The sequence below is a fragment of the Propionivibrio soli genome (genome assembly GCF_025770765.1).
GTDB lineage: Bacteria > Pseudomonadota > Gammaproteobacteria > Burkholderiales > Rhodocyclaceae > Propionivibrio > Propionivibrio soli.
Genome location: NZ_JANZKY010000003.1, coordinates 18,173 through 40,950 on the forward strand (window position 1 = coordinate 18,173; position 22,778 = coordinate 40,950).

Consider the following 22,778-nt stretch of genomic DNA (forward strand, 5'->3'; position numbering starts at 1 on the left):
TGCTCTAGTCGTCTTCCTTAAAGGCCTCCTCGCGGCGCTTCTTCAGCGCGGGCGACAGAATCAACACCACGAGCAGCGCGGCCATGAGCAGCAGGAAGGCCGAGATGGGACGAGTGACAAAGACGCTCCAGTCACCTCCGGAAATGACCAGCGCACGGCGCAAGTTTTCCTCCATCATCGGCCCGAGGACCAGGCCCAGCATCAGGGGAGCCACTTCCGCGCCGAGACGCATCAGGATGTATCCACAGAGGCCGAATATCGCGACCATCCAGATGTCCCACACCGTGTTGTTGGTCGTGAACACGCCGATGGCGCAGAACAGAACGATTGACGGGAAGAGCCACCGGTACGGCACGGTGAGTAGCTTCACCCACATGCCGATCATCGGTAGGTTCAGTACCACGAGCATCAGGTTGCCGATCCACATCGAAGCGATCAGGCCCCAGAACAACTCAGGATTGCTGGAAATGACCTGCGGGCCCGGCTGGATATCGTGGATCATCATCGCGCCGATCATCAGTGCCATGACGGGATTGGGCGGGATGCCCAGCGTGAGCATCGGCACAAAGGAGGCTTGTGCTCCGGCGTTGTTTGCCGATTCGGGGCCTGCAACGCCGCGAATGTTCCCTTTTCCCAGTGGGACTTCGTCCGGCTTCAGTTTCTTCTTCTTTTCGATGGTGTATGACACGAAAGCTGCAAGCATCGCTCCTCCTCCGGGAAGCACACCGATGATCGACCCGATCGCCGAGCCACGGAGAATGGGCGGAAGCATGGCCTTCATATCTTCCTTCGTCGGCATCAGGCCGGTCAGCTTCCGCGTTAGCAGATCACGATGGATTTCACCTCGCGAAAGGTTCTGCATGATTTCACCGTAGCCGAAAACGCCCATTGCCACCACGACGAAGCCGATTCCATCGGCCAGTTCGGGCATGTCGAACGAATATCGCTCTACTCCCGAATTTACGTCGGTGCCGATCATGCCGACCAGCATGCCGATGAGGATCATGGCGATGGCCTTCGGTAACGACCCGCTGGCCAGCACCACCGCACCGATCAGGCCAAAGACCATCAACGAGAAGTAGTCGGCGGGACCGAACTTGATCGCGACGCTGGCGAGAGGGACGGCGAATGCCGCCAGCCCGACGGTGCCGATGGTCCCGGCGATAAACGAGCCGATGGCGGCGGCCGACAGCGCGGGCCCGGCTCGACCGTTCTTTGCCATTTCATATCCGTCCAGCGTTGTGACGATGCTGGACGGCTCGCCGGGCAAATTGACAAGGATTGCCGTGGTCGAACCACCGTACTGGGCTCCATAGTAGATCCCGGCAAGCATAATCAGTGCAGTAACCGGCGAGAGGGAATAGGTGGCCGGCAACAGCATGGCGATAGTGGCGACGGGGCCAAGCCCGGGCAGAACGCCGATAAGGGTTCCCATCAGGCAACCGATCAGGGCGTAGCTGAGATTCTGGAGCGTCAGAGCTACGCTGAACCCAATGGAGAGATTGTCGAGCAGAAAATTCATGGCATGGTTCTCTCTGGTGGTCGGTCAGGCGGTAAGGAACGAAGGCAGCACAGGCAGGTTGAGCTTGAGCATGACCACAAAAAGGACGAAACAGGATGCCGCGAGAACCGAAGCGAGTAGCAGCGCCTCGCGCCAGACGAACTCTCGTCCGGCCATCGCCGCCACGATTACGGTGGCAAAAACGGAGACGAGCAGCCCCATCGGTGGCAGTCCTACACTTGGCAATCCGACGAGCAAGACGCCGAACAGCAGGTTCGCGCCGAGGATGAAGATCACCGGGCGGACATAAAGCTTACCGATATTGCCTTCCGGTTTATGATCCTGGCCTAGCGATGTCACGCTGATCCACGCGCCGAGCAGGATGAGTAGGCACGATACGTAGAACGGGAAAAAGCCCGCCCCCATGCGAGCGGAGGTGCCGACGGAATATCCTTTTGCTCCGATAGCGAAAGCAATTCCCATCAACATGCAGAGAAGGCCGAATACGAAGTTCTGCCGGTGTTTGACCATCTTGTTTCTCCAATGGAGCGGGAACTGATCTTCTCGCTCCGTTGCGGGCCCAGACCGTCTTGAGGCGGATTAAGGGCGTGTTCCTATTGTGTGGTGCATCGAATGTGGGTGTGGCATTACATCAGCCCACATTCGTGCGGAGATTTATCGCTGATTACTCTTCGAGCGAGATGCGTGCAGATTCGACGACGTCCTTGTAGATTCCGGCTTGCTGCTTGACGAACGTGCCCAGTTCCTTGCCGTTCAGCGGCGCGGGCGTGATGCCGGAGGCTTTGAGTTTTGCCTGGACGTCCACGTTATTGACTGCACCCAGAAGAGCTTTCTCGTAGGCGGCGACGACGTCCGAAGGAGTTCCGGCTTTGACGAACCATCCTTGCCAGAGAGGTAAGGACAGGCCGCCGAACCCTTCTTCTTCGCCGATCCGTTTGACGTTGGGAATCGCAGGAGAACGCGCTGTGTCCGACATGGAGAGCGCCTTGATTTTTCCATCCTTGAGGAAAGGCATGGCAGTGGAGAGGACCAGGATGGCGCTTTCGACGTGCCCGCCCATTAGGTCGGTAGCGATCTGGGCGCCGCCCTTGTAAGGCACGTGAACCATCGACACCTTGGCATTCTTGTTGATCAGCGCACCGTAGAGGTGCTGCATCGTTCCTATGCCTGGCGTCGCGTAAGTGAAGTCCTTCTTGCCCTTACGCAGATCGGCAATCAGGTCGGGAAGTGTGTTGTACGGCGAGTTCGAGTTGACGGCGACGATCATCGGGAAAGACGTCATGCGGCCGAGCGGCTGGTAGTCCTTTTCCCAGTTGACCTTGACCTTGCTGTTCACCATCGGGATGACGACGGTGTCCGTGCCACCCATGTAGATCATGCTGCCGTCCGCTGGGCCGTTGATGACCTTCTGCGCCGCGAGCATGCCGCTTGCACCGGTAACGTTCTCGACGATGACCTGCCGCCCAAGTTGCTTGGACATTTCGGAGGCAACAGTACGGGAAACGAAGTCAGCGCTTCCACCGGCCGAGTATCCCACGATCACGGAAATGGGCTTGTCGGACTGCGCGGAAGCCACGCATGTCACGAGCGCGCAGCTGGCGGCGGCGAACTTAAGAATATTTCTGCAATTCATATCAGTTCATCCTTTGTGAATACAGCTCTTGAGATAGCAAATTTCCGCATGGCAGATCCCCTCCCCATTGCGGTGGCGAACCGCTACGTCCGCCAACCGGGCCTTTAGCAAAGGCCGATACGATTAATATAGACATACATTTTTTGTGTGTCAACATATTGTATTGTATTTAATCTGATCTTTGTGTTCCATCCGTAAAATGGCTAGGCCATTAGGCGGTTGCTGTCTGGTCTTGTACCGTTCAATTCTATTTGTGTGCTATTGTTTCAATACAATGTGTATTGACGGCTCGGACACGTGTTCGGCTTCGATTCCAGTTCTGCAATGCCAAGGAGAACAGGCGATGAAACGCATCACGATTGCAACTCGTCTTGCACTGATGATAGGAGCATCAGTATTGGCTCTGCTGATCGTCGGTCTTGTCGGGATATCGGTCGCCGGCAAGGTGGCGGACAGTATCCGCAGGATCAACGAGGAAAGCTTGGGCAGCATCCAGACGCTAGCCGAGGCGCGTCAGATTTTCATGGAGATCCGGGTAAACGGCTACCTGCACATCATCACATCGACGGAATCCGGCATGAAGAAAATCGAGGCCAAGCTAGACGAAGATATGGGGCGGCTGACCAACGTGCTAAAAGGATACGAGCGGCATGTGGCCGATGACGAGGACCGAAAACTGCTTGAAGCGACGCTCGTCAATCTCAAGAACTACGATGCCATCGTCAAGAAATTGGTGCTTCCGAAGTCGCTGGATGACGAGAAGGAAGCGGCACGCAGCCTCATGGCACTGCGCGGGACGCAAGCCGGCGCCGCCGCGCTGGCAGGCTTCGACGAACATATTGCCTACAACAAGAAGCACGCCGAGGCGGTTGCCGCCGAAGCGGCGGCCAACGCAGCGCTCGGCAGAACGGTCTCGCTGGTTACCATCGCAGCCGGGCTGGTGGCGGTTACTCTGGTGGGCTGCCTGCTTCTGCGCAGTATCAGGTCGTCGCTGGGTCAGATCCGGTCCATGGTCGGCCGCATCGAGAGCGACCTCGATTTCACCACCCGAGTGGAAGTCCGCCGCATGGACGAGATCGGCGAGGCGACGCAAGCCCTGAACCGTTTGCTCGATAAGCTGCAGACCAGCTTTAGGTCCATTGCTTCGGGCGCTCGTTCTGTCGCGGACGCTGCTAATCAGATGGTCGTCACGTCCAGCGAGGTGTCTAGGGCCTCACAACTGCAAAGCGAGGCCGCGTCGAACATGGCAGCTACTGTTGAGCAAATGACCGTCAGCATCAATCACGTCGCCGATCGGGCACAGGAGGCCAATCGTCTATCCGGTGATTCTGGCCGGCTGGCGATCATCGGCGCGAAGGTGATTGGCCAGACTGTGAGCGACATCCAGGAAATTGCCGGCACCGTTCATGAGGCTGCGGACGTTATCCAGGGTCTTGAGCAGAGCAGCCAGAAGATATCCGGTGTGGTAGCGGTGATCAAGGAAGTCGCGGATCAGACCAACCTCTTGGCGCTCAACGCCGCGATTGAGGCGGCACGCGCCGGCGAGCAGGGACGCGGCTTTGCTGTTGTAGCGGACGAAGTACGCAAGCTGGCAGAGCGCACCGCTGTTGCTACTCAGGAGATTGCCTTGACGATTGACGCGATGCGCACCAGCGCCGGCAGCGCGGTCGTCAGCATGCAAGGAGTGGTGGGCAAAGTGACCGTGGGTGTGGAGCGTGCCAAGGAGGCCAGCGTATCGATTCAGCAGATCAGCTCCGGTAGTCAGGCCGCTGTCGGTATGGTTGAGGAAATTGCATCGGCAATTCGCGAGCAGGGTGCGGCCACCAACAATATCGCCGTACAGGTTGAGCGGATTGCCCAGATGTCAGAGGAGAGCAGCGCGTCTGCTGGCAACAGTGCTACCGGCGCCGGAGACCTCGATCGTTTGGCCGCCGACATGCAGCGTATTGTCTCTGCATATAAGGTTTGATTTCATTCGTCGAGTCCGTTTCTTGTCTAGGGGAGACGGCAAGCAGACAGCGGGTGCGGGATCGTATCAACCGTTCTCTCTTGAGCGAGGTATGCAATGTCCATCGGAATGTTTGAATCCTTCATGACGGCGCATTGGTTTAGCGCCGGGGCGAAAGAAGTCTGGACCGACGAGACGACGTTGCAGACTTGGCTGGATGTTGAAGCAGCATTGGCGGAGAGCCAGGCGGAACTTGGGGTGATTCCCGCGTCGGCTGCTGCCATGATAAGGACCAAGGCCGATGCACGTCTTTTCGACCGGGCGCAACTGGCACGCGACATCGCCTTCATGCAACATCCTTTGGTACCGGTCCTGCGCCAGTTTGAGATGCTGTGCGGCGACTCCGCTGCGGGCTATCTCCACTGGGGAGCCACCACGCAAAACATCCTCGATACGGCGTGTTCTATGCAGATGGCTCGGACGCATGGTCTCATGCTTAACGAGCTCGATGTCGCCCTCAATGCGCTCACCACGTTGGCTATGAGGAACAAGGACGTCGCCATGGCCGGGCGCACGCACGGCCAGCATGCATTACCGATGACTTTCGGGTTCAAGGTTGCCGGCTGGCTAGACGAACTGGACCGGGATCGGGCGCGTCTTCGCGAGCGTTTTTCCTCCTCATTCACCGTATCGATGAGCGGCGCGATCGGAACGTTCGGCGCCACCGGAAAGATAGGGCGTGAAGTCGAGGTTCTTGTGGCGAAGAAGCTAGGGTTGCAGCCCAGCATTGTGCAATTACGCGCGTCCTTCGACCGGGTTGCAGACTATTGCGTGGCTCTCGGTTTGCTGGCGGGGACAACGCAACGGATAGGGCAGGATATCGCATTCATGCAGCGTACTGAGGTTGGCGAGGTGGCCGAGGCATTCCACCTGGGCAAGGTAGGCAGTTCGACAATGGCCCAGAAGCGTAATCCCACAGTAGCCTTGCTTCTCGTCAGCCTGTCGCGGTTGCTTAGGGGGCGGGTACCCTTGGTATTGGAATCCATGGTACGCATGGACGAAGGCGATTCGTCGGCGACCAACGTTAGCGATGTCTTGTTGCCGGAAATCAGCATCATCGCTGCTTCCATTGGCGAGACGCTTTCGCATCTCGCCAACGGGTTATCGGTCGATGCGGATGCCATGCGCCGCAATCTTGAGTTGACCCACGGTCTCGTTGCCTCCGAAACGGCGATGATGGGGTTAGCTCACGTGATGGGACGGCATGAAGCTCACCACCTGCTCTACGAAGCCGCCCAACGTGCCCAGTCGGAACACATTCCCTTGCTCACCGCTCTTCGGGAACATCCGGTCTTTCAAAGCCAACCTCTGCCATCAGAACTGGACCATTGGCTGGACCCCGCCGCTAATGTCGGCGAATCCTCGTCCATCGTTGAGGACGTCGTAAACCGATTGTCGCGAAATCGCCCGATTAATTAACCTCGATCGGGCTTGCTACTGACGCACCTTCCTTCCGCGTGACGCGCGTCAGCCGGACACCGTAAGGCAAGCTGGGGTTGAGCCAGCGATCATTGATCGCCTGGTAAAGTGCCTCTACTTGATCGTCGATACTGCTCCCAATGATTTCGAAGAAACCGCCACGTTCGTTGGGAAGATCCGTACGTCCGAGCAATACCACACTGAGATGCTCGGGGACTGAAACACCCAGGTCCATTAGCATGCGCCGGAACCGGGCGCCATCTTCGACGCCCCAGACAATCAACGCGGAAAAAGGCAGTCGCCCGTCGTCGACCTGCACCATCAACTCGGCAACAAGGCTTTGCACGTAGTCCTCGTCTGGCAGGAGAGGAACCTTGATGGTGTGGAAACTGATGTCGGGGTGTGCTTTCTCAAGGTACTCCCAACGGCGAAAACCAAGCTGCGTTGCCAGAAGTGGCCGCGATGTGGCGGCGAAAGCTATCTTCCGGTGTCCTCGTTCGAGAAGTCGTTGTGTGGCTTCGGCAAGCGGCTCGCCCCACTCGGTGCCGACCGCCTCGACGTCAGCACCTACCAACGCAGTACCGTCAACAGCGATCACGTCTGTCTTGTCGCGAATCGCGGCAAGCACTTCGATAGGGATCGGCCGGTAAGTCGATTGGACAACGCAGGCATCGAATCGCGGCAACCCCTTCAGAACCGCCCGCGCGTGGTTTGGGTCCGAATACGAAACCTCGAGCACTTTCTGGCCATTGGCGACAAAACGCTCGTGCAGTTTTTCGATAAGCACGCGTCCTCGAGCAATACTGATCGAACGCCGCAGCAGGAGTACTGATCGCGATTCGGCCCGTGCGGAAGAGACGATTTTTGATTCGCCTCCGTCGCGCGGTTCCCCGGCGTCGGAACCATGCAAGAGGAAGAACGTGCCGCGCCCCACTTGTGAGTCAACAAGGCCGCGCGCCCTCATGTCATGAAAGACGCGTTGAACTGACATTTGGGAGAGGCCGAAGCGACGCATCAGTTCGCGGACTGTCGGCAACTTGTCCCCGGCACGTGCAGTCGTGGACAAGTCGTTGAGATACTTTTCAAGTTCAATGGTTGTATTACGCATACTGATACAATACAACGCAATTGATGGGGCAGGCAATCGATCCGCGTTTCCGATGGCTGCCTCATAGTCCTCCGGTGACCGCTGGGGGTCCCGCCTCAACCCGACGCAAAGTGTTAGTTAGGCCGAGACGGGAAAGGAGTGTCACCTCCGTTCGCTGATATTCATCTTTCAGCTGGCCGTTAATATGGGGAGGCGGCGATTCAAGCGCAGGACGATGACTGCCGCAAGCAAGGCCAAACCGAGCAAGGCCGGAATCGCTGGCTCCGGCACCTGCAACTGCAGCGCCGCCAGCATGGCATTGCCGAGCACTGCATGCACCGCCTTGGTCGGGTGGATGCCGTCCCAGAAAACGTAGCTGTCGGGGTTGGCACAGACGCTGCCCCCGCCGGTAAAGGTGGAGTCGTCGCCCGTGTAGCAGCGGTCCGACGTATTGCTGAGGCCAAAAGCGGCCGGATCGGCCACAACCTCGTTGAGCAGGCTGTAGGTATCGAAGCCGATGATGTCGAGCCCGGCGTAGCTGGCCTCGAGCTGGCTGAGTGCCGCGCCCAGGAGGCCGTTATAGAGGAGCGAAAGCTGGTGCGCTGCCACTTTGGCTGCGGTGCCAAGCTCGCTGACCCGTGGCGTGAGCCCGAGGTCCGGGGCATTCGGAACCAAAAACTCGCGTGCGCCCTCGGCGTACAGGGCGAGGATGCCGGAGACGATGTCGTTCACGGTGGCAGCCACGTTCGGTATCGGATTGCCGAACACGTCACTGCTCTTGCCCATGATGATGTCTTGCAAATTATTGGAGCCTCCCCAGACGACGTACAGCGCCGTCGAATTGGCGGCGCCGGGTAGCGCGGTGTACGCGGCGATTTGGCTCAGTATGCCCATGAAGGGCTGGCCGAAGATCTGGTAGCGCGTGCGCGCGCCGCCAAACGCATAGTTGTTGCCGCCGGCGGTGGAGGGAGCGGACACAAAGCCGAGGCCTTGAGCGACAACGTCGGAGTAGTTAGGCCCGTTGGTCGCGCGCCCGCCAGAGTCATAGGGTGCGCCGGGAATCGTTGCTGGCCAGCCGGGCGAGTGCGGAACGTGGGCATACACGTTTTGCACGTTGCCGACGTCGGTCAGGCTATCGCCGAAGAAATAGATGCCGCTATACGGCGCGGCGAAGGCTGGCAGTGAAGTGAGGCAGAAAAATAGTACGGCAAGGGTACGGCGCATGGCGGTCCTCCTCGGTTGGTCGAACTATCGATTGCCTATCCGCACGTATTATGCCGAGGTTGAGCCGGCCGGTCGACGGACTTTTGCCCCTGTCATTAACACGGGAATCCATGAGACTCGGGAAGGTCCGCGGTTCTGACGCGAGGTTGCCCAAAACATGGTGGGCGGGCGAGTTCCAACAGATAGAATGGCGGCCGGCCGGGGTCTCGGGACTCGTCAGACTGGCGAGGGGATGCCGAGCTTTCTGCGCTAAGTCGCACGGCGGGTACTGAGACGAACAATCAGAAGAACAGAGAAACGTAATGGACCATCGACTCGGAAAATGGCTGTTTCTTGCCGGCGCCGCTCTGTTGGCGCTCGCGTTATGGAAAAAGACGGATCTGCCGTCCCCGCAGGAACTCGTGCCCGATCTGCTGGCCGAGCCTGCGCAAGTAGAAGTGGCGAAATCGCCGTTTCTAGTTGCAGCCGGCGGAATCGAATACACCATCCGCCCGCTATACAGTTACGACCTGTATGGCATGGTGGTCAGCAAGCACAACGCCGATACCTGGTGGGACTACCTGCATAAGGAGTGGAACGACAAGCTGAACATCACCGACCTGTGCGTCATCTGGGGAAGCAATGCCAGCAGTGGCGCCTACCGCGACATCGAGTTCTGGAGCGAGCAATTCACTTGCAATGCGAAGAGCTCATCCCGCGAGACGTGGGAAGCCTTCGACATGACGGCGATCTCGAATAACCATTTGCTGACGGCGGATCAACGGGTGGCTAAGGCGCTACGCGGTGTGCGCATTGGGGATCAGGTGCATTTCACCGGCTATCTCGCGGAGTATTCGCACAACCATGGCATGCCATTCAAGCGCGGCACGAGCATCGTGCGCACCGACTCAGGAAACGGGGCCTGCGAGACGGTGTTCGTGGAGGGATTCGAGGTGTTGCGCCGTGGCGGCGGACCTTGGTATTCGGTGCAATGGCTGGCCGTAGGCTTGATGATTCTCGGTGTTGTTGCCTGGCTCAGCCTGCCGGTTCGCCTTGACCAGCGTTAATAGTACGGAAACGGGTGATTTGGAATGCCGATAGAATTCGGTAGGAAAACGCAGGAGATGGGCGAAAAAAATCCCTGTTGCCTGCAAAGAGCGATGACAACAGGGATTCTTTACGACTGTGCTTCCGAGCCGCGTGACGACCTCGAGCGGCTGTCGACGTAGGCTGATATGAGTTGCGGGATCAACGCCATGGCCACCAATACGACAGCATAACCCAATTGTTTCAGTTCCATTTTCGATCTCCTTTGTCTTGCCAAGCGTTGATTCACTTGGCAAGCTGAATTGTAGAGAGACATGCTTTTGTCGTCTGTTGCGTTCATTCGCCGATCCGTGCCAGCGTGTAACAGTATGAAACTTTGAAGCAAATCCAAGTGTCAGCGCATATCCGGGAATTCGGTGAACTTAAGGATAAATGCTTTTGGAATAGTGTCGGAGGGATTACTGTTTCACCATCACCGGACGCACGGTGAAGACTTCGGGCCGGCGGGTGTCGACCGTCACGTGAACCCAATGGATGATGGGGCTGCCGAAGGTCTGCAAGCGCGTGAGGTTCGGCAACACGCGTGTCGGTGAGTACAACGGCTTGTCGAGCTTGAAGTAGTGCGTATCGCCGTGGACCAATAGCACCTGTCCGGCGAAGCGCTCGGTTTCGGCCACCAAGCGCTTCATGAAGCTCTGATATCCGGCGTATCGCGGTGCCTGACTCTCATCGACGTTTTCGGTCTCGGGAAGGTCGAAGCCCGGGTCGGCCTGGAAGACCACGACGAGGCCCTTCGCTCCTCGTTCGCGTGCGATGCGGAACGACTGTTCGATCCACTCGATGTTGGCGGCATCGCGTTCTCCAAACTCGGTGTTGTCCGCGGCGCACTGCACCGGCGTACGAGCGCTCTTGTTGCTGCAATCCTTCTCGTCGACAACGAGATTATTGTTGCTACCGGGAATGTTGAGGCCAACGAAGACGACGCCCTTATGTGCGAAGCGTGTGTTCTCCGCATACTTTTGTCCCGGGGCGCCCTGCATGTCGAGCGGCAGCGTCGTCCGTCCGAAGCTGTGCTTTGTCGCGAACATCGTTTGGCGCAGATAGCCGAGACGTTCAAGGTTATCGTATCCACCGTTATTGAGGCGGTGGCAATCCGTCCATTCGTTGTCGCCGGGGACGTAGACCACCGGCTTCTTGAACAGTCCGAACAGCGCAATGGCTTCGTCGAACGAGGCGTCGGAGCACTGCGAACTGCCATCCTTGATGTCGCCGTCGAAGATCGAGAAAGCGATGTCCGAGGCATTGACGCTCTTGACGAGCGCCGGCATGTACTTCTCGTCGCCAGCCTTGGCGTAAGGCATGTCGCCCCATAAGCCGAAGGTGAAGGTTTCGGCCTTGGCCGAAAAGGCGGCGAGTGTGGCGAGAAGAAGGCAGATTTTTTTCGCAGTCATTTGGGTTCCCGTTTGTTTTTGTGAACAGGGTGGAAAATATGGCGGGCAGATTACGGGCGCATGACAGCGCGGAAACTGTTCCAACAATGAGTCCTTACGCACCGGGGCCATGGGATACGGCGATCGGAACGCACGCTGGTTGCCGGAAGGAAATAGCAGAGGTAGCAGGATGGTTTTGATGGCGTACCAAGGCAAAGAGGGCATCACATGAGCGACCGGCAAACGAGTTACCAGCAGATCGATCTGCGGGACGGTAAGCCGATCAAGATGTGGACACGCGGCGTCCCGGTCGAAGAAGAAGCGCGCGAACAACTGTTGCACACGGCACGGATGCCGTTCATTTTTCACCATCTCGCGGTGATGCCCGACGTGCACGTTGGCAAAGGGTCGACCATTGGCAGCGTGGTCCCGACACAGGGTGCGATCATCCCCGCCGCGGTTGGCGTCGACATCGGCTGCGGGATGATGGCTGCGTGCACGACGCTGACGGCGGTCGATCTCCCGGATTCATTGCACGCGTTACGCTCCGCCATCGAGAATGCCGTTCCACATGGGCGTACGCCCGGGAAGCATGACCGGGGTGCCTGGACTACGCCGCCGGAGAACGTCGATGCCGCTTGGGACGGACTCGCCGCAGGTTTCCGCCGCATCACGGAGAAGTATCCTCGCCTACTCAATACGAATAACCGCAACCATTTGGGCACGCTTGGAACCGGCAACCATTTCATCGAGATTTGCCTGGACGAGGCGCAGCGCGTCTGGATCATGCTGCATTCAGGATCGCGCGGCGTCGGCAACGCGATCGGTAGCCACTTTATCGAGCTTGCACAGAGGGACATGCGGCAACACATCGCCGATTTGCCGCATCGAGACCTGGCATACCTCGAGGAAGGCAGCCGGCACTTTGCCGACTACGTCGAGGCCGTGGGTTGGGCGCAGGATTTCGCGCGGCGCAATCGCGCCGTGATGATGCAGAACATCATTGAGGCTGTACGTCGCGTGATTTCGAAACCGTTCGAGGCGAACGTCGAGGCCGTTAACTGCCATCACAACTACGTGCAGAAGGAAATGCACTTCGGAACCGAAGTGTTCGTGACACGCAAAGGCGCGGTCTCTGCGCGCAAAGGCGAGTTGGGCATCATCCCGGGGTCGATGGGAGCCAAGAGCTTCATCGTGCGCGGTCTCGGCAACGAGGAGTCATTCTGCTCATGCAGCCACGGCGCGGGGCGGACGATGAGCCGCACGCAAGCGAAGAAGCGTTTCTCCGTCGCTGATCAGGAACGAGCTACGGCGCATGTCGAATGCCGTAAGGATGCCGACGTGATCGATGAGATACCGATGGCGTACAAAAACATCGACGCGGTGATGAACGCTCAACGCGATCTGGTCGAAGTCGTACACACGCTGCGGCAGGTGGTGTGCGTCAAGGGGTGATTCAGGAGTAACGCGCGTTCGCGTCGCGCGAAAATAGTGTGCCGTGCGTTCGATGAGAGCCGGCCGCAAGGGGCGGCCTGCCACCTGGGATTACCGCCCGGGTTTTGGCGAGCGATCTTCCCGGTGTCTGCCGAGCAGCGCGTTGCCGATCCGGAACAGCCGCCGTTGGGCCGCCTCAGGACGCAAACCTTCGGTCAGCGGCAACGCAAGCTCGGCAAGTTCGTGGGCGCGGGCTTCGGTCAATGTCGCCGCACGCTGGCGATATTCGAGGATGGCGCGTTGTTCGGCGAGCGTGAGCGGAAATGGCGCCGGTTCGGCGTCTTCGAAATCGTCCTTGATCGTTGGTGGCCGGTCTTCGCTACGATAGACGACGACGGTGCCGGCGATCAGGTCGCCGAGCCGCTTGCCGTTGGCATTGAGCCAGAGCGTCAGCAGGCCGCAGGCATAACCGAAGGGGAGAAAGTCGACAACGCGCAGCGTGTTGCGCGCGAACGAGGCGCCCCAGCCGATCGGGGTGCCGTCGTCGTGCAGAACGACGAGATTGGATAGCTTCTTCCCTGGTGTCGCACCGTGCCAATACACCTCGAAGAACACCGGGTAGAACCACTCGAGAAGAAAGGCGATGAGCATCGCGACAGCCGAACCGAGGCGCCCGAAATAGCCGAGCACCATGGCGGCGGCCGCGAACAGCAGCAGGCGGAAGGCGAAATCGAATAGCCACGCGCGGACGCGGACGGTAGGGCCGGCGACGCGCAAGTTGAGTTCGCATCCCTCCGGCATGGCAACCCGCCGCACCGTATCGAGCGGTGCGGCGAACAGCGATGATCCAGTCTCGGTCATTGACCGCCGGCAGTGAAGATTTCTTTGTACGAAACGTAGGTCGAGCAGACCATCGTCGGCACGAGGACGAGCCAGCCGAGCCCGACCGGAATCGTCGCGATGATGGCAAGGACGATGAAGACGATGCCGTAGATCAGGAAAGGCATCATGTTGCGCCAACATCCCTGGAAACTCAGCTTCATGGCGCGCGCCGCCGGCACGTCATGCAGGGCGACGAGCGCGGGCGCAAACCACATCGCCATGGCGAGCGGAATGCCGAGGGCGACGCCCAGCAGCACGCCGCCCATGATCGTGGAAAGGGCGACACCGCCGCCGTGGCCGCCCTTGAACATCGCCATCGCAACACCGGCGCCCGAGATGGCGAAGATGATGATTCCGATCGCCACGAAACCGAGCATGTAGAGCAGACCGACGAGAGCCAACTGCCAGAAGTTGTTCTGGAAGCCGGCGAAAAGGTGGCCGAAACTCAAGCCCTCGCCGTTATCCAGCGCGTAGCAGCCGAGCATCAGGCCGCCGCCAAACACGGGGATCAACAGGTAGGTCGCGATTTGGCCGACGAGCGGGATCATGCCGAGCACGACGTTGATGATGATGAGCACGACGCCGATACCGATCCATAGCCCCGTCGCTTCGCGGAAGAGACTCCAACCTTCGCTCCACCACGCGGTGCCGCGACCGGTGCCGACGCGGTCGGCTTCGTCGAGCAAGGTACCGTCGCCGGCACTGCGCGTGTCTTCGACGTGCGCCGTCGGTGCCTGGTACGGATTGTCGGTCCAGGCGGCGGGAAGCGGGCGTTCTTTTCTGCCTGACGGGTTCTGATCGGACATGCTTTTCTCCCTGGTTCGGTGTGGTGAATTCTTCAAATGAGACCGCTGCGTTTCATTTCCCAATAGCGATTGACGAGTGCGACCGGCAGTTTCGCCGGAACCGTGTCGAGCACCTGAACGCCCTGCGCGCGCAGGTGCGCCAGTTGCGTTTGACGCGCCTGCCGGTATTCGACGGCGGCAGCATAACCGAGCGCGCCGTCGAAGTCATCGACGGGCTTTTGCAGGAGGTGTTCGAGCCCGGTTTCGCGCAGGCTGGCGACCAGGACCAGGTGTTTGCGACGCAATTGCGCGATGCCCGGCAGAAGAGTCGAATCGTCCTCGTCGCGCAGATTGGTGAGCACGACAACGAGTGAGCGTTTGCGCAGGTTGCGGCCGAGAATTTCGCTGGCGGCGAAATAGTCCGGCGTATTGAGCGTCGGCTGCAGATCGTAGGTCGCATTCAACAACAGTTGCACCGTGGCCGCCGATTTGCGCGGCGAGAAGTAGCGCGGCGACGGATGGGCGAAAGTGCCGAAGCCGACGGCGTCGCCCTGGCGCAGGGCGACGTAAGCGAGCAGCAGCATGGCGTTCAGGGTGTGGTCGAAGTGCGAGAGCGCGTCGTCGCGGCTGCGCATGCGCTGGCCACAGTCGAGCAGAAAGACAATCTGCTGGTCGCGCTCATCCTGGTACTCGCGCACGATCGGCCGGTGCAGACGGGCCGTTGCCTTCCAGTCGATGTGGCGCGGCGAGTCGTCGCGACGGTACTCGCGCAATTGCTCGAAATCGGAACCCTCGCCACGGCGGCGTCGACGCAGTACGCCGAGTTGCGAGAGGCGATTGTCGGTGGCGAGCAACGCGTACTGGGTGATGCGAGCGAAGTTCGGGAAAACGCGCACGGTTTCCGGTGCGCCGGCCCGGCACGGCCGAAGCCAGAGGCGGAAGGGCGAGCTGAGGCGGAGTTCCACCGTGTCGAAACGATGCTCACCGCGCTCGGTGGGCGTCAGACGGTAGGCGACTTCGCTCCATTGACCGCGTTCGACCGCGAATGCGAGCGGCAAGGCGGGTGCGGCGAAGGCCTCGGGATGACGGTCGAAGAGCCAGCCGCGGGTGCCCCGCGCGCCGGGCTCGAGCGTGAGGCGCAGGCGGATCGTCTGCTCGACACCGACTGGCCAGATTTGTGCCGAGCGGCGTTCCACATGCACCGGATTACCGGCTCGCCGGACGAGCCACGCGTCGGCGAGGGCGACCGCCAGGAGCAGCCCGCCGGCCGATTGCCAGACGGGCAGTGCCGCCGGAACCCAAATGGCCAGGATGCCGACACCCAGCCAACCGATGACGGCGAGGAGGAGGGGACGGTGGGGAATCAGCATCGCTTTCCGCGGACGAAAGTAAATAGCATCCGGCGCTCACGCACGAGGCGCGGGCACGCTGTCGAGCAGCGCCGTGAGTGAGGTGTCGGCCGTCTGGCCCTCGATTTCCGCTTCCGGCGAGGTGGCGACGCGGTGGCGCAAGGCCGGCAGGGCAATGCGTTTGATGTCGTCCGGCGTCACGAAGGCACGTCCCTGGAGCAAAGCGGCGCCGCGCGCGGCGCGGACCAGCGCGATGCTTCCGCGCGGGCCGGCGCCGGTCGAAAAGCCGTTATGGTCGCGCGTGGTGCGCACGAGGTTGACGGCGTAGTCGAGCACGCGGTCGTCAACGTCGACGAGCGAAGCGGCCGTCTGCAGCGACTCGATGTGCTTGGGCCCGATCAACGTGCTGACCCGGTCGACCGCGAGTTCGGCGCCGGTGCTCCGTTCTGTGACGGCGCGCGTCAGCGCCGCTTCGTCACGAGCATCCGGGTAGTCGATACGAATCTTGAGCAGGAAGCGGTCGAGCTGTGCTTCGGGCAATGGGTAGGTGCCTTCCTGTTCGATCGGGTTCTGTGTGGCAAGTACCATGAACGGCTGCGGCAGACGGTTCGCCTTGCCTTCGAGCGTTACCTGGTATTCCTGCATCGCTTCGAGCAGGGCGGACTGCGTTTTGGCCGGCGCGCGGTTGATTTCGTCGGCGAGCAGCAGATGCGTGAATACGGGTCCCCGTCGAGTGACGAAAGTGTTGTTCGCCATGTCGAAGATCGTGTGACCGATCACGTCGGAGGGCATCAGATCAGGCGTGAACTGAATGCGCGCGAAATCACCGGCAAAGGTTTTGGCGAGAGCCTTCACGAGCAGCGTCTTGCCGAGCCCAGGGACGCCTTCGAGCAGGAGGTGGGCACCGGCGAGCAAGCCGATCAGGACCTCGTCGATGACGGCGGTCTGACCGACGACGGCCTTGGCGAGTTCGGTACGCATCGCTTGCAGCAGGGCGGCGGCTTTCTGGGTTTGTTCTTCGGTGAGCGTGCTCATGCGTGTCTTCCTGTCTTCTTGATAGGCGGAGATGAACTAGAGGCGTTGATCGAGGCGTTGCAGCGTTTGCATCGCCTGCGTGAATTCGTCCGGCGTGCCGGCTTGGCCAGCCGTCATTGCGGCACGAATGGCCTTGGCCGGCTGGGATGTGAGCGAGGCCAGCGCTTCGCATTGCGGCGCGACGAGCAGACGGTTGAGGTAGGGATGACGCAACGTGATGCGCTTGCGCACGGATTGCCGAACCGTCGCCAGCCAGTACTCGATACCTCCCTCGCGCCAGACGCTGCGCCCGATCGCCGAGAGGTGCTCGATCAAGCCCCGACGCTCCGCGGCGTGCTCCGGCAAGGTGCCGCCGAAGCGGGGTACCACGTACCAGAGCCACAAGGCGATCAGGACCGCCGTGCTGGCCGTCGCCGTCCATGCCGATTCCACGAGCCATTGCCAGAGCGTCGGCACTTCCATGCGCGAGGCGAGGCGAATTTCGCCGCGAGGCTGGTAGCGGTCGAGGAGCGCCCATAGGAGTTCGGCGTGGTCGTGATTTCCCAAATCGTAGTTGCGGAAAGGCGTCAAGCCAGCAACCACGGTGATCTGGCCCTTCCCCCAGCCGTAATGCAGCAGGCGGCTGTTTTCTTCGCTGGGCCCGACGTGCCAGGCGGGGTCGATGGCGCCGCGCGTTAGCCCCGCGCCCGTTTGCCGCAGGCGGAAGACGGTAGCCCGGCCGGGGATGGCGAATTCGACGAATTCGGCGTTCTCGGGCGCAGCTGCGGTGGCCTGGGTGGTTTTGTCCTTGTCGGCCTCGTTCGGGCGGCACTGCAACGCAGAGGGGCGATAGCGCGTAATGCCGAGCCGCGCCAACACAGGATCGTCCCCGGCCTGTTCGGCGGCGACGACCAGATAGCCGCCATTGGCGACCCAGTCCAGAACCCGCTCGGCGCGCGCTTGACTTACGTTGCGCCGCCGGTTGGCGTCAAGGATCACCACCCCGCCGCCCGGGATGGCGTCAAGGGCGGCCGGCGAGCGGACATGGACCACCGGTCGGCCCAATTCCTGAAGCAAGCGTTCGAGAGCCAGGAAGGGGTTGCGGCGGGCTTCCTTCTGTTCGCGTTCCCAGCGCGTCGTCTCCACTTCCTCGAAGTTGTCGAGGAACCACACCGTGGACAACGTAACGGCGGCAATGATGGCGACCACGGACCAGATGACCGTTCGCTTCATGCGACCTGCCCCCTACCGTCGGCTAGCCGCGGATCGAAATGGCGTGCCCAATTGCCGCAGAGCTCGTCGGCGGTCGTTGCGTCAGGCGCTATCGCGGCGTAGGCAGCGAGCTTCCAGGTGTCGAGCAGGCGCGCGAAATACTGAAGGGCCGGGGCTCCAACGTGGCCTCTAACCCGGAGCAGGCAGCCGTCTTCGGTATCGCCGTCGCGGAACTCGACATGTTCACGATGGATCAGCGTCACCAGTGTGCCGCGGTAAAGGAGGGACAGCCCGCTCGCGAACCGCCCGGCATCGAACTCTCCGCGTGCCGCCCCCGGGATGTCGTCGGGCAGCGACTCCGGGCGCACATCCAGGCCGAACAGGCGCTGAGGCGGAGGGGACGGCTTCGCCCATCGCCCGGCGACGAGGTGACGGTAACGGTAAAGGATGACGAGTATCGCGGCCACCGCGATAACGATGGCCACATAGACGAGCCCGCGCACGCCCTTGGCGACGATCTCCGCGATGCGCAGGAGTTTCCGCATCCACCACGGCATCTCCATTTCCTGCGCTTTTTGTTCCTTTTGTTTGGGCTGCCAACTCGTTTCCTTGACCTCGCGACCGAAAACCGGGTCGGCCAGAATGCGCTCGGCGACCTTCTTGACCTTTCCGTCGGGACGCTCGACTGGCGCCTTGGGGCGGGGTATCGGCGGAGGCGTCGTCGGTGCTGCCTCCAATTCAGTGACTGGCCCATCGGCCGGGGCGACGGCCGGTACCTGGGCCGCCGCTTCGCGTGGGAACGCGAGGGGCAGCGCCAGGCCGGCGGTTACCAACAGGAGTCCCACGGCGCGCCGGACCGTCGAGCCGACCTCCTTCAGTCGTTCGCTCATGCGCCGGAAAGCCACTTCGATATCCCAGCCTTCCAAGTCGCTGCGCCGATTGATGTAGAGCGAAAACCCGGCGGCCACGTAGAACGGTTCGACGATGGACTCGGCGACGATCCAGGCGAGATTGAACAGGTGGACGCGCCAGTCTTCGGCGTCCGCCGAGAAAATGCCTGCCCACGAGAAAATCGGCGCGGAATCCCCGGGCGAGAAGATGTCGAGCAACTCGACGATACCGAGTTCGAAGATGACCACGAGATGCGTGCACACGAAGGTCAGCCAAAGGGCGTAACCGCCTGTACGGCGCCCCAGAACCCGTCGCCGCGTACGTGCCGCCTTGCCTCGTTGCCCCTCCAGCTGCCAGACGGGCAGATCAAAAGAACGCGTCGGATTGAATCGCCTCAGCGTCAGCCCCGAAATCAGTCCCGAGCGGCGGACCAGCCCTGGGAGCGCGCGCCATACCTCGCGTACCGAAGGGGCTCGGCCGAATGACGCTTCAGCGAAGACTTTGAGCAGGATGCGGTCGTAAAGGGGTTTCAACCACCAGACGATGAACATGGCCACGCCCGGCCATTGCCAGAGCAGACCGAAGACGATCAGGGCGAAAGCGACAACCGTCGCGAACCACACGCGGTACACCGGGCCGCACCATTCGCGCAGCATCACCAGACCGAGGTCTAGTGCCTCCCACGGGTTGCGGCGGCGCAACGCGAGCCGGAGCTGTTCAAGCTGCATGGGTCCGCCGGCCGGCGAAAACGAAGTAGGCGACGAGAACCACCCACAAGGCGATTCCGGCGCCGATCTTGACGTTGAACGGCAGCGCCCGGTTCGGCGACCACAGGGCTTCGATGAAGGCGGCGCTGAACGTCAGCGCTGCAGCGCCGTAGAGCAGGCGAACGGCGACCTGGGCGGCGTCCTTGAGGGCGTCGAGGCGGCGCTTGCGCCCCGGCGCGACGAGCGCATAGCCGATGCGCAGTCCGGCCGCTCCGGAGAGGACGATGCCGATCAGTTCAGGCGCGCTATGTCCGGCGACGAAACCCCAGAACGTCTCGATATAGCCGATTTGGGTCAGGTGGCCGGCGGTGGCGCCGATCATCAGGCCGTTGAATACGATGTAGAAGAGGCTGCCGAGTCCGAATACGATGCCGCCGGCAAAACACTGGAAATCGATGCGGACGTTATGGGCGATGTAGAACGCAAGCATCGTCAGCTGATCCGAAGCCCCGCGCGGCCGCCCGAGTCGTTCCGCCGTCGGTGCGTACATTTCCTCATAGCTAGCGGCCTCGCCCGGAGAGAGCAGGTAGTACACGCCGTCGGGGTACCACTGCAGCAGCGCGAGCGTGATCAGCAGGGGTACAAAGAACAGCGCTGCGGCGGCGAGGATGAAACGCTTCTCTTCGCGCACCAGCCGGGGCAGGCCGTCGGCGAGGAATTCGAGCCAATGCCCGGCAAGCCGCCGCCGGGCGCCGTAGATCCGCTGATGCGCCGCCAGGACGCGATCGTGCAGCGCGTGCACCAGCGCGCTCGAATAGCTCCGGTCGCGGGCAAGGGAGAGATCGTGGCATAGGCGCCGGAACGCCGACGGCAGGCAATCGACGGTGAGTTCGTCCGCCGCCGAGGCTCGCGCCGCCGGTTGCATGACGCGCTTGGCCCTCGATTTACTGCCCGCCGGATTCAGCCAGCGGTCCCATGCTTCCCACTCACTTTGCCGCTGGCGAATGAATTGGGTTTCCTTCATGGACGCTTCTTTTTATGAGTGCGGAATCGTAGCGGTTCGCCGGGAAACGCGCCACAACGTGCGCCGTCCGGAAAGAAAACGGGGACAAGCGGCAGGGATGGGCGGCCGACAGGCAGAAATACACGGCGAACGCCATACGTTGGGGGCACCGCCACCGCATGTCGCCAGTGGCAGGCGAAGCGAGGCAGAAGTACGCCTAGCGGCCCGCCAACTGTTGCTCGGGAGCGTTGAACAGCTCTTCCAGCATGCGCGCGATGCCGTCCAGATGCAGGGCTGGGGCGACCCGGTCGGCGATTGCCTTCAGGTCGGGGTGTCCGTTACCCATCGCGATGCCGAGCCCGACGCCCTTGATCATTTCCATGTCGTTGAGCCCGTCCCCGAAGGCGACCGCCTGCTGCGCCTCGAATCCCGCATCGGCGAGCACCCATTGGCAGCCGGTCCATTTGTTGACGGCCTTCGGCATGATGTCGACGGCGGATTTGTGCCAGCGCACAAGGTCGAATTCCGGGTAACGGCGGAGGATTTCGGGTACCAGCTCATCGTCGAGTGACTCGTCGAAGAACAGCCACCCCTGGTAAACGTCCTGATAGAGATAGATCGGGTCGTCGCTCTGGATACCCATTTCGACGGACTCCAGCGGCTCGACGACCGTCGGCACCCGATCGCTGATATAGCCGAGGCGCCCGGCGTTGATGCCGAAGTAGTGGCCTTGGGCACGCATCCAGCTGAACAGGCTGACCAACGGGTCGCGTTTGAGCGGAATCGACAGGACGACGTCTTCGCCCTTGAGGATGCGGGCGCCGTTCTGAGTGATCACGTAGCTTGGGTGGATCTGCTTGACGAAAGGTTCTGCGTGCCCGTAGCTGCGCCCGGTGGCGACGACCACCGTGTGCCCGGCCTGCCTGAGCCCGGCGATCGCCGTGACCGCCGATTCAGGGATGGCGTTTGTTTTGTGGTCGAGCAGTGTGTTGTCGATGTCGAAAAAATAGATCTGCTTCATGAAAACCCGATGGCTGTTGAACGTAGGAACGAGTCCCGCGCTAAATGTTTTCCCAGCCGCCGTTCATGTCGGAGCGGAAGATGGCATCGATGACCCTCATGTTGGCGATGGCGTCCTCAACGCCGTACGGCGCCTTGATCTCGCCGCGCACGACACGCGCGAAGGCATCGCCTTGCAGCCCGTACTGGTCGCACGCCGGCATTTCCTCGGCGACGGCGGCGGCCGCGCCAGGCAATGAGCCATCGTCGAGAAAGATGCGCATTTGCTGGCCGGGAACGGCGTTGAAAGGGATATGGATTTCGAGTCGTTTCTTTGTTCCGACGACGTTCACACGCTGGTAGGGGGCGCTTTGCGTTGAGACCGTGAAGTCCAGGCGGCGCCCTTCGCCGAAATCGACGATCGCCGTCACGTTGCGGTCGGTGCGGAACATCGGGTCGCGGTCAAACAGCGCAACAGCACGGCACGGCTCCGCTTCGAAGAGAAAACGCGCGGTTACGATCGGATAACAGCCGATGTCGTAGAGCGCGCCGCCGCCCACTTCAACGCGGTTGCGGATGTTGTTCGGTTGGACGTTGTAGTACGAGAAGAACGTCTGGATCGTGCGCAACTCGCCCAGTTCGCCGCTGCGCACCAGTTCGCGTGCCCGCTGCCACTGCGGATGGATGCGCACCATGAAGGCTTCCGTGATGTGCACCTTGTCGGCGACCGCCCGCAGTTCTTCAGCCTGCGATGCTGTCAGGGCGATCGGCTTTTCGCACAGGACGTGTTTGCCGGCGCGCGCCGCCGCCAGGGTCATCGGTACGTGCAGGTCGTTCGGCAAGGGGTTGTAGATGGCCTCGATCTCGGGGTCGGCGAGGAGTTCCTCGTAGGATCCGTAGGCTTTCGGGATGCCGAGTTTTTCCGCCGCTGCCTGCGCGGCGGGCAGCGAGCGCGAGGCAATGGCGCGAATGTCGCACCACTCCGCCTTTTGCATGGCGGGAAGAACCTTGGATATCCCGATATTGGCGGTGCTCAGTACGCCCCAGGCGACTTTTTTCATGGCAATGTCCAATTTCAAGTTGGCGTTTCGACCGCCGGCGTGGCGGCCGCGCAAATGATCAAATAACCGATGGGTATTACATCCGGCTTACG

General features: G+C 61.1%; 20 protein-coding genes. 4 read left to right on the forward strand and 16 right to left on the reverse strand.

Annotated features, from left to right (window positions below):
- Positions 1-4: 4 nt before the first annotated feature.
- From NZ453_RS03815 to NZ453_RS03825, 3 genes are all read right to left on the reverse strand, one after another.
- The gene (locus NZ453_RS03815) at positions 5-1,522 is read right to left on the reverse strand and encodes a tripartite tricarboxylate transporter permease (protein ID WP_263769043.1); all 1,518 of its coding nucleotides are present in this window, start codon (positions 1,520-1,522) and stop codon (positions 5-7) included.
- Between the two features lie 24 nt (positions 1,523-1,546).
- Positions 1,547-2,032: a tripartite tricarboxylate transporter TctB family protein gene (locus tag NZ453_RS03820; RefSeq protein WP_263769044.1), complete on the reverse strand. Its 486-nt coding sequence runs from the start codon at positions 2,030-2,032 to the stop codon at positions 1,547-1,549.
- Positions 2,033-2,186: 154 nt separating this feature from the next.
- Positions 2,187-3,155, reverse strand: coding sequence for a Bug family tripartite tricarboxylate transporter substrate binding protein (locus tag NZ453_RS03825; protein WP_263769045.1), 969 nt, complete (start codon positions 3,153-3,155; stop codon positions 2,187-2,189).
- A 343-nt stretch (positions 3,156-3,498) separates the two neighbouring features.
- On the opposite strand from NZ453_RS03825, the gene NZ453_RS03830 reads away from it, so the two are divergent.
- Positions 3,499-5,124, forward strand: a complete 1,626-nt coding sequence (locus tag NZ453_RS03830) for a methyl-accepting chemotaxis protein (protein ID WP_263769047.1) — start codon at positions 3,499-3,501, stop codon at positions 5,122-5,124.
- Positions 5,125-5,220: 96 nt separating this feature from the next.
- Positions 5,221-6,582 (forward strand): class-II fumarase/aspartase family protein, encoded by a 1,362-nt coding sequence (locus NZ453_RS03835; RefSeq protein WP_263769049.1) that lies wholly within the window; start codon positions 5,221-5,223, stop codon positions 6,580-6,582.
- On the opposite strand, the gene NZ453_RS03840 is transcribed toward NZ453_RS03835, so the two are convergent.
- Together NZ453_RS03840 and NZ453_RS03845 are read right to left on the reverse strand one after the other, a co-directional pair.
- Positions 6,575-7,690 (reverse strand): GntR family transcriptional regulator, encoded by a 1,116-nt coding sequence (locus NZ453_RS03840; RefSeq protein WP_263769050.1) that lies wholly within the window; start codon positions 7,688-7,690, stop codon positions 6,575-6,577. The two genes, NZ453_RS03835 and NZ453_RS03840, sit on opposite strands and share 8 nt — an antisense overlap.
- A gap of 168 nt (positions 7,691-7,858) precedes the next feature.
- Positions 7,859-8,893, reverse strand: coding sequence for an SGNH/GDSL hydrolase family protein (locus NZ453_RS03845; protein ID WP_263769051.1), 1,035 nt, complete (start codon positions 8,891-8,893; stop codon positions 7,859-7,861).
- A 302-nt stretch (positions 8,894-9,195) separates the two neighbouring features.
- Here NZ453_RS03845 and NZ453_RS03850 point away from each other — a divergent pair, with 302 nt between their 5' ends.
- Positions 9,196-9,939, forward strand: coding sequence for a hypothetical protein (locus NZ453_RS03850; RefSeq protein WP_263769052.1), 744 nt, complete (start codon positions 9,196-9,198; stop codon positions 9,937-9,939).
- Positions 9,940-10,049: 110 nt separating this feature from the next.
- Here the strand turns inward: NZ453_RS03850 and NZ453_RS03855 are convergent, their stop codons facing one another.
- Together NZ453_RS03855 and NZ453_RS03860 are read right to left on the reverse strand one after the other, a co-directional pair.
- Entirely contained in the window at positions 10,050-10,172 is a 123-nt protein-coding gene (locus tag NZ453_RS03855) for a hypothetical protein (RefSeq protein ID WP_263769053.1), read from the reverse strand.
- Between the two features lie 205 nt (positions 10,173-10,377).
- The gene (locus NZ453_RS03860; RefSeq protein WP_263769054.1) at positions 10,378-11,370 is read right to left on the reverse strand and encodes a hypothetical protein; all 993 of its coding nucleotides are present in this window, start codon (positions 11,368-11,370) and stop codon (positions 10,378-10,380) included.
- Between the two features lie 207 nt (positions 11,371-11,577).
- Between NZ453_RS03860 and NZ453_RS03865 the strand changes: the two genes are divergently transcribed.
- Positions 11,578-12,804, forward strand: a complete 1,227-nt coding sequence (locus NZ453_RS03865; RefSeq protein WP_263769056.1) for an RtcB family protein — start codon at positions 11,578-11,580, stop codon at positions 12,802-12,804.
- Positions 12,805-12,894: 90 nt separating this feature from the next.
- Here NZ453_RS03865 and NZ453_RS03870 read toward each other — a convergent pair whose 3' ends face one another.
- The 9 genes from NZ453_RS03870 to NZ453_RS03910 form a co-directional block, all read right to left on the reverse strand.
- Positions 12,895-13,644 carry an RDD family protein gene (locus NZ453_RS03870; RefSeq protein ID WP_263769057.1) on the reverse strand — a complete coding sequence of 250 codons (750 nt, stop codon included), beginning with the start codon at positions 13,642-13,644 and terminating at the stop codon, positions 12,895-12,897.
- Positions 13,641-14,471 carry a BPSS1780 family membrane protein gene (locus NZ453_RS03875; protein ID WP_263769058.1) on the reverse strand — a complete coding sequence of 277 codons (831 nt, stop codon included), beginning with the start codon at positions 14,469-14,471 and terminating at the stop codon, positions 13,641-13,643. Before NZ453_RS03875 ends, NZ453_RS03870 begins: the two co-directional genes overlap by 4 nt.
- Positions 14,472-14,503: 32 nt before the next feature.
- A complete protein-coding gene (locus NZ453_RS03880; RefSeq protein ID WP_263769059.1) occupies positions 14,504-15,820 on the reverse strand; it encodes a DUF58 domain-containing protein in 1,317 nt (438 codons plus the stop codon).
- 36 nt (positions 15,821-15,856) lie between these two features.
- Positions 15,857-16,834 carry an AAA family ATPase gene (locus NZ453_RS03885; RefSeq protein WP_263769060.1) on the reverse strand — a complete coding sequence of 326 codons (978 nt, stop codon included), beginning with the start codon at positions 16,832-16,834 and terminating at the stop codon, positions 15,857-15,859.
- 36 nt (positions 16,835-16,870) lie between these two features.
- A complete protein-coding gene (locus NZ453_RS03890; protein ID WP_263769061.1) occupies positions 16,871-18,046 on the reverse strand; it encodes a DUF4350 domain-containing protein in 1,176 nt (391 codons plus the stop codon).
- A complete protein-coding gene (locus NZ453_RS03895) occupies positions 18,043-19,644 on the reverse strand; it encodes a hypothetical protein (protein ID WP_263769062.1) in 1,602 nt (533 codons plus the stop codon). The genes NZ453_RS03890 and NZ453_RS03895 overlap by 4 nt, the downstream gene beginning before the upstream one ends.
- A complete protein-coding gene (locus NZ453_RS03900; RefSeq protein ID WP_263769063.1) occupies positions 19,634-20,647 on the reverse strand; it encodes a stage II sporulation protein M in 1,014 nt (337 codons plus the stop codon). Before NZ453_RS03900 ends, NZ453_RS03895 begins: the two co-directional genes overlap by 11 nt.
- A gap of 196 nt (positions 20,648-20,843) precedes the next feature.
- Entirely contained in the window at positions 20,844-21,647 is an 804-nt protein-coding gene (locus NZ453_RS03905; protein WP_263769064.1) for a Cof-type HAD-IIB family hydrolase, read from the reverse strand.
- 40 nt (positions 21,648-21,687) lie between these two features.
- A complete protein-coding gene (locus tag NZ453_RS03910; RefSeq protein ID WP_263769067.1) occupies positions 21,688-22,686 on the reverse strand; it encodes a Gfo/Idh/MocA family protein in 999 nt (332 codons plus the stop codon).
- Positions 22,687-22,778 lie beyond the last annotated feature (92 nt).

Excerpts from the sequence above, each read along its gene's own strand:
- NZ453_RS03815 (WP_263769043.1), bottom strand. The coding sequence starts at position 1,522 with ATGAATTTTCTGCTCGACAATCTCTCCATTGGGTTCAGCGTAGCTCTG.
- NZ453_RS03820 (WP_263769044.1), bottom strand. The coding sequence starts at position 2,032 with ATGGTCAAACACCGGCAGAACTTCGTATTCGGCCTTCTCTGCATGTTG.
- NZ453_RS03825 (WP_263769045.1), bottom strand. The coding sequence starts at position 3,155 with ATGAATTGCAGAAATATTCTTAAGTTCGCCGCCGCCAGCTGCGCGCTC.
- NZ453_RS03830 (WP_263769047.1), top strand. The coding sequence starts at position 3,499 with ATGAAACGCATCACGATTGCAACTCGTCTTGCACTGATGATAGGAGCA.
- NZ453_RS03835 (WP_263769049.1), top strand. The coding sequence starts at position 5,221 with ATGTCCATCGGAATGTTTGAATCCTTCATGACGGCGCATTGGTTTAGC.
- NZ453_RS03840 (WP_263769050.1), bottom strand. The coding sequence starts at position 7,690 with ATGCGTAATACAACCATTGAACTTGAAAAGTATCTCAACGACTTGTCC.
- NZ453_RS03845 (WP_263769051.1), bottom strand. The coding sequence starts at position 8,893 with ATGCGCCGTACCCTTGCCGTACTATTTTTCTGCCTCACTTCACTGCCA.
- NZ453_RS03850 (WP_263769052.1), top strand. The coding sequence starts at position 9,196 with ATGGACCATCGACTCGGAAAATGGCTGTTTCTTGCCGGCGCCGCTCTG.
- NZ453_RS03855 (WP_263769053.1), bottom strand. The coding sequence starts at position 10,172 with ATGGAACTGAAACAATTGGGTTATGCTGTCGTATTGGTGGCCATGGCG.
- NZ453_RS03860 (WP_263769054.1), bottom strand. The coding sequence starts at position 11,370 with ATGACTGCGAAAAAAATCTGCCTTCTTCTCGCCACACTCGCCGCCTTT.
- NZ453_RS03865 (WP_263769056.1), top strand. The coding sequence starts at position 11,578 with ATGAGCGACCGGCAAACGAGTTACCAGCAGATCGATCTGCGGGACGGT.
- NZ453_RS03870 (WP_263769057.1), bottom strand. The coding sequence starts at position 13,644 with ATGACCGAGACTGGATCATCGCTGTTCGCCGCACCGCTCGATACGGTG.
- NZ453_RS03875 (WP_263769058.1), bottom strand. The coding sequence starts at position 14,471 with ATGTCCGATCAGAACCCGTCAGGCAGAAAAGAACGCCCGCTTCCCGCC.
- NZ453_RS03880 (WP_263769059.1), bottom strand. The coding sequence starts at position 15,820 with ATGCTGATTCCCCACCGTCCCCTCCTCCTCGCCGTCATCGGTTGGCTG.
- NZ453_RS03885 (WP_263769060.1), bottom strand. The coding sequence starts at position 16,834 with ATGAGCACGCTCACCGAAGAACAAACCCAGAAAGCCGCCGCCCTGCTG.
- NZ453_RS03890 (WP_263769061.1), bottom strand. The coding sequence starts at position 18,046 with ATGAAGCGAACGGTCATCTGGTCCGTGGTCGCCATCATTGCCGCCGTT.
- NZ453_RS03895 (WP_263769062.1), bottom strand. The coding sequence starts at position 19,644 with ATGCAGCTTGAACAGCTCCGGCTCGCGTTGCGCCGCCGCAACCCGTGG.
- NZ453_RS03900 (WP_263769063.1), bottom strand. The coding sequence starts at position 20,647 with ATGAAGGAAACCCAATTCATTCGCCAGCGGCAAAGTGAGTGGGAAGCA.
- NZ453_RS03905 (WP_263769064.1), bottom strand. The coding sequence starts at position 21,647 with ATGAAGCAGATCTATTTTTTCGACATCGACAACACACTGCTCGACCAC.
- NZ453_RS03910 (WP_263769067.1), bottom strand. The coding sequence starts at position 22,686 with ATGAAAAAAGTCGCCTGGGGCGTACTGAGCACCGCCAATATCGGGATA.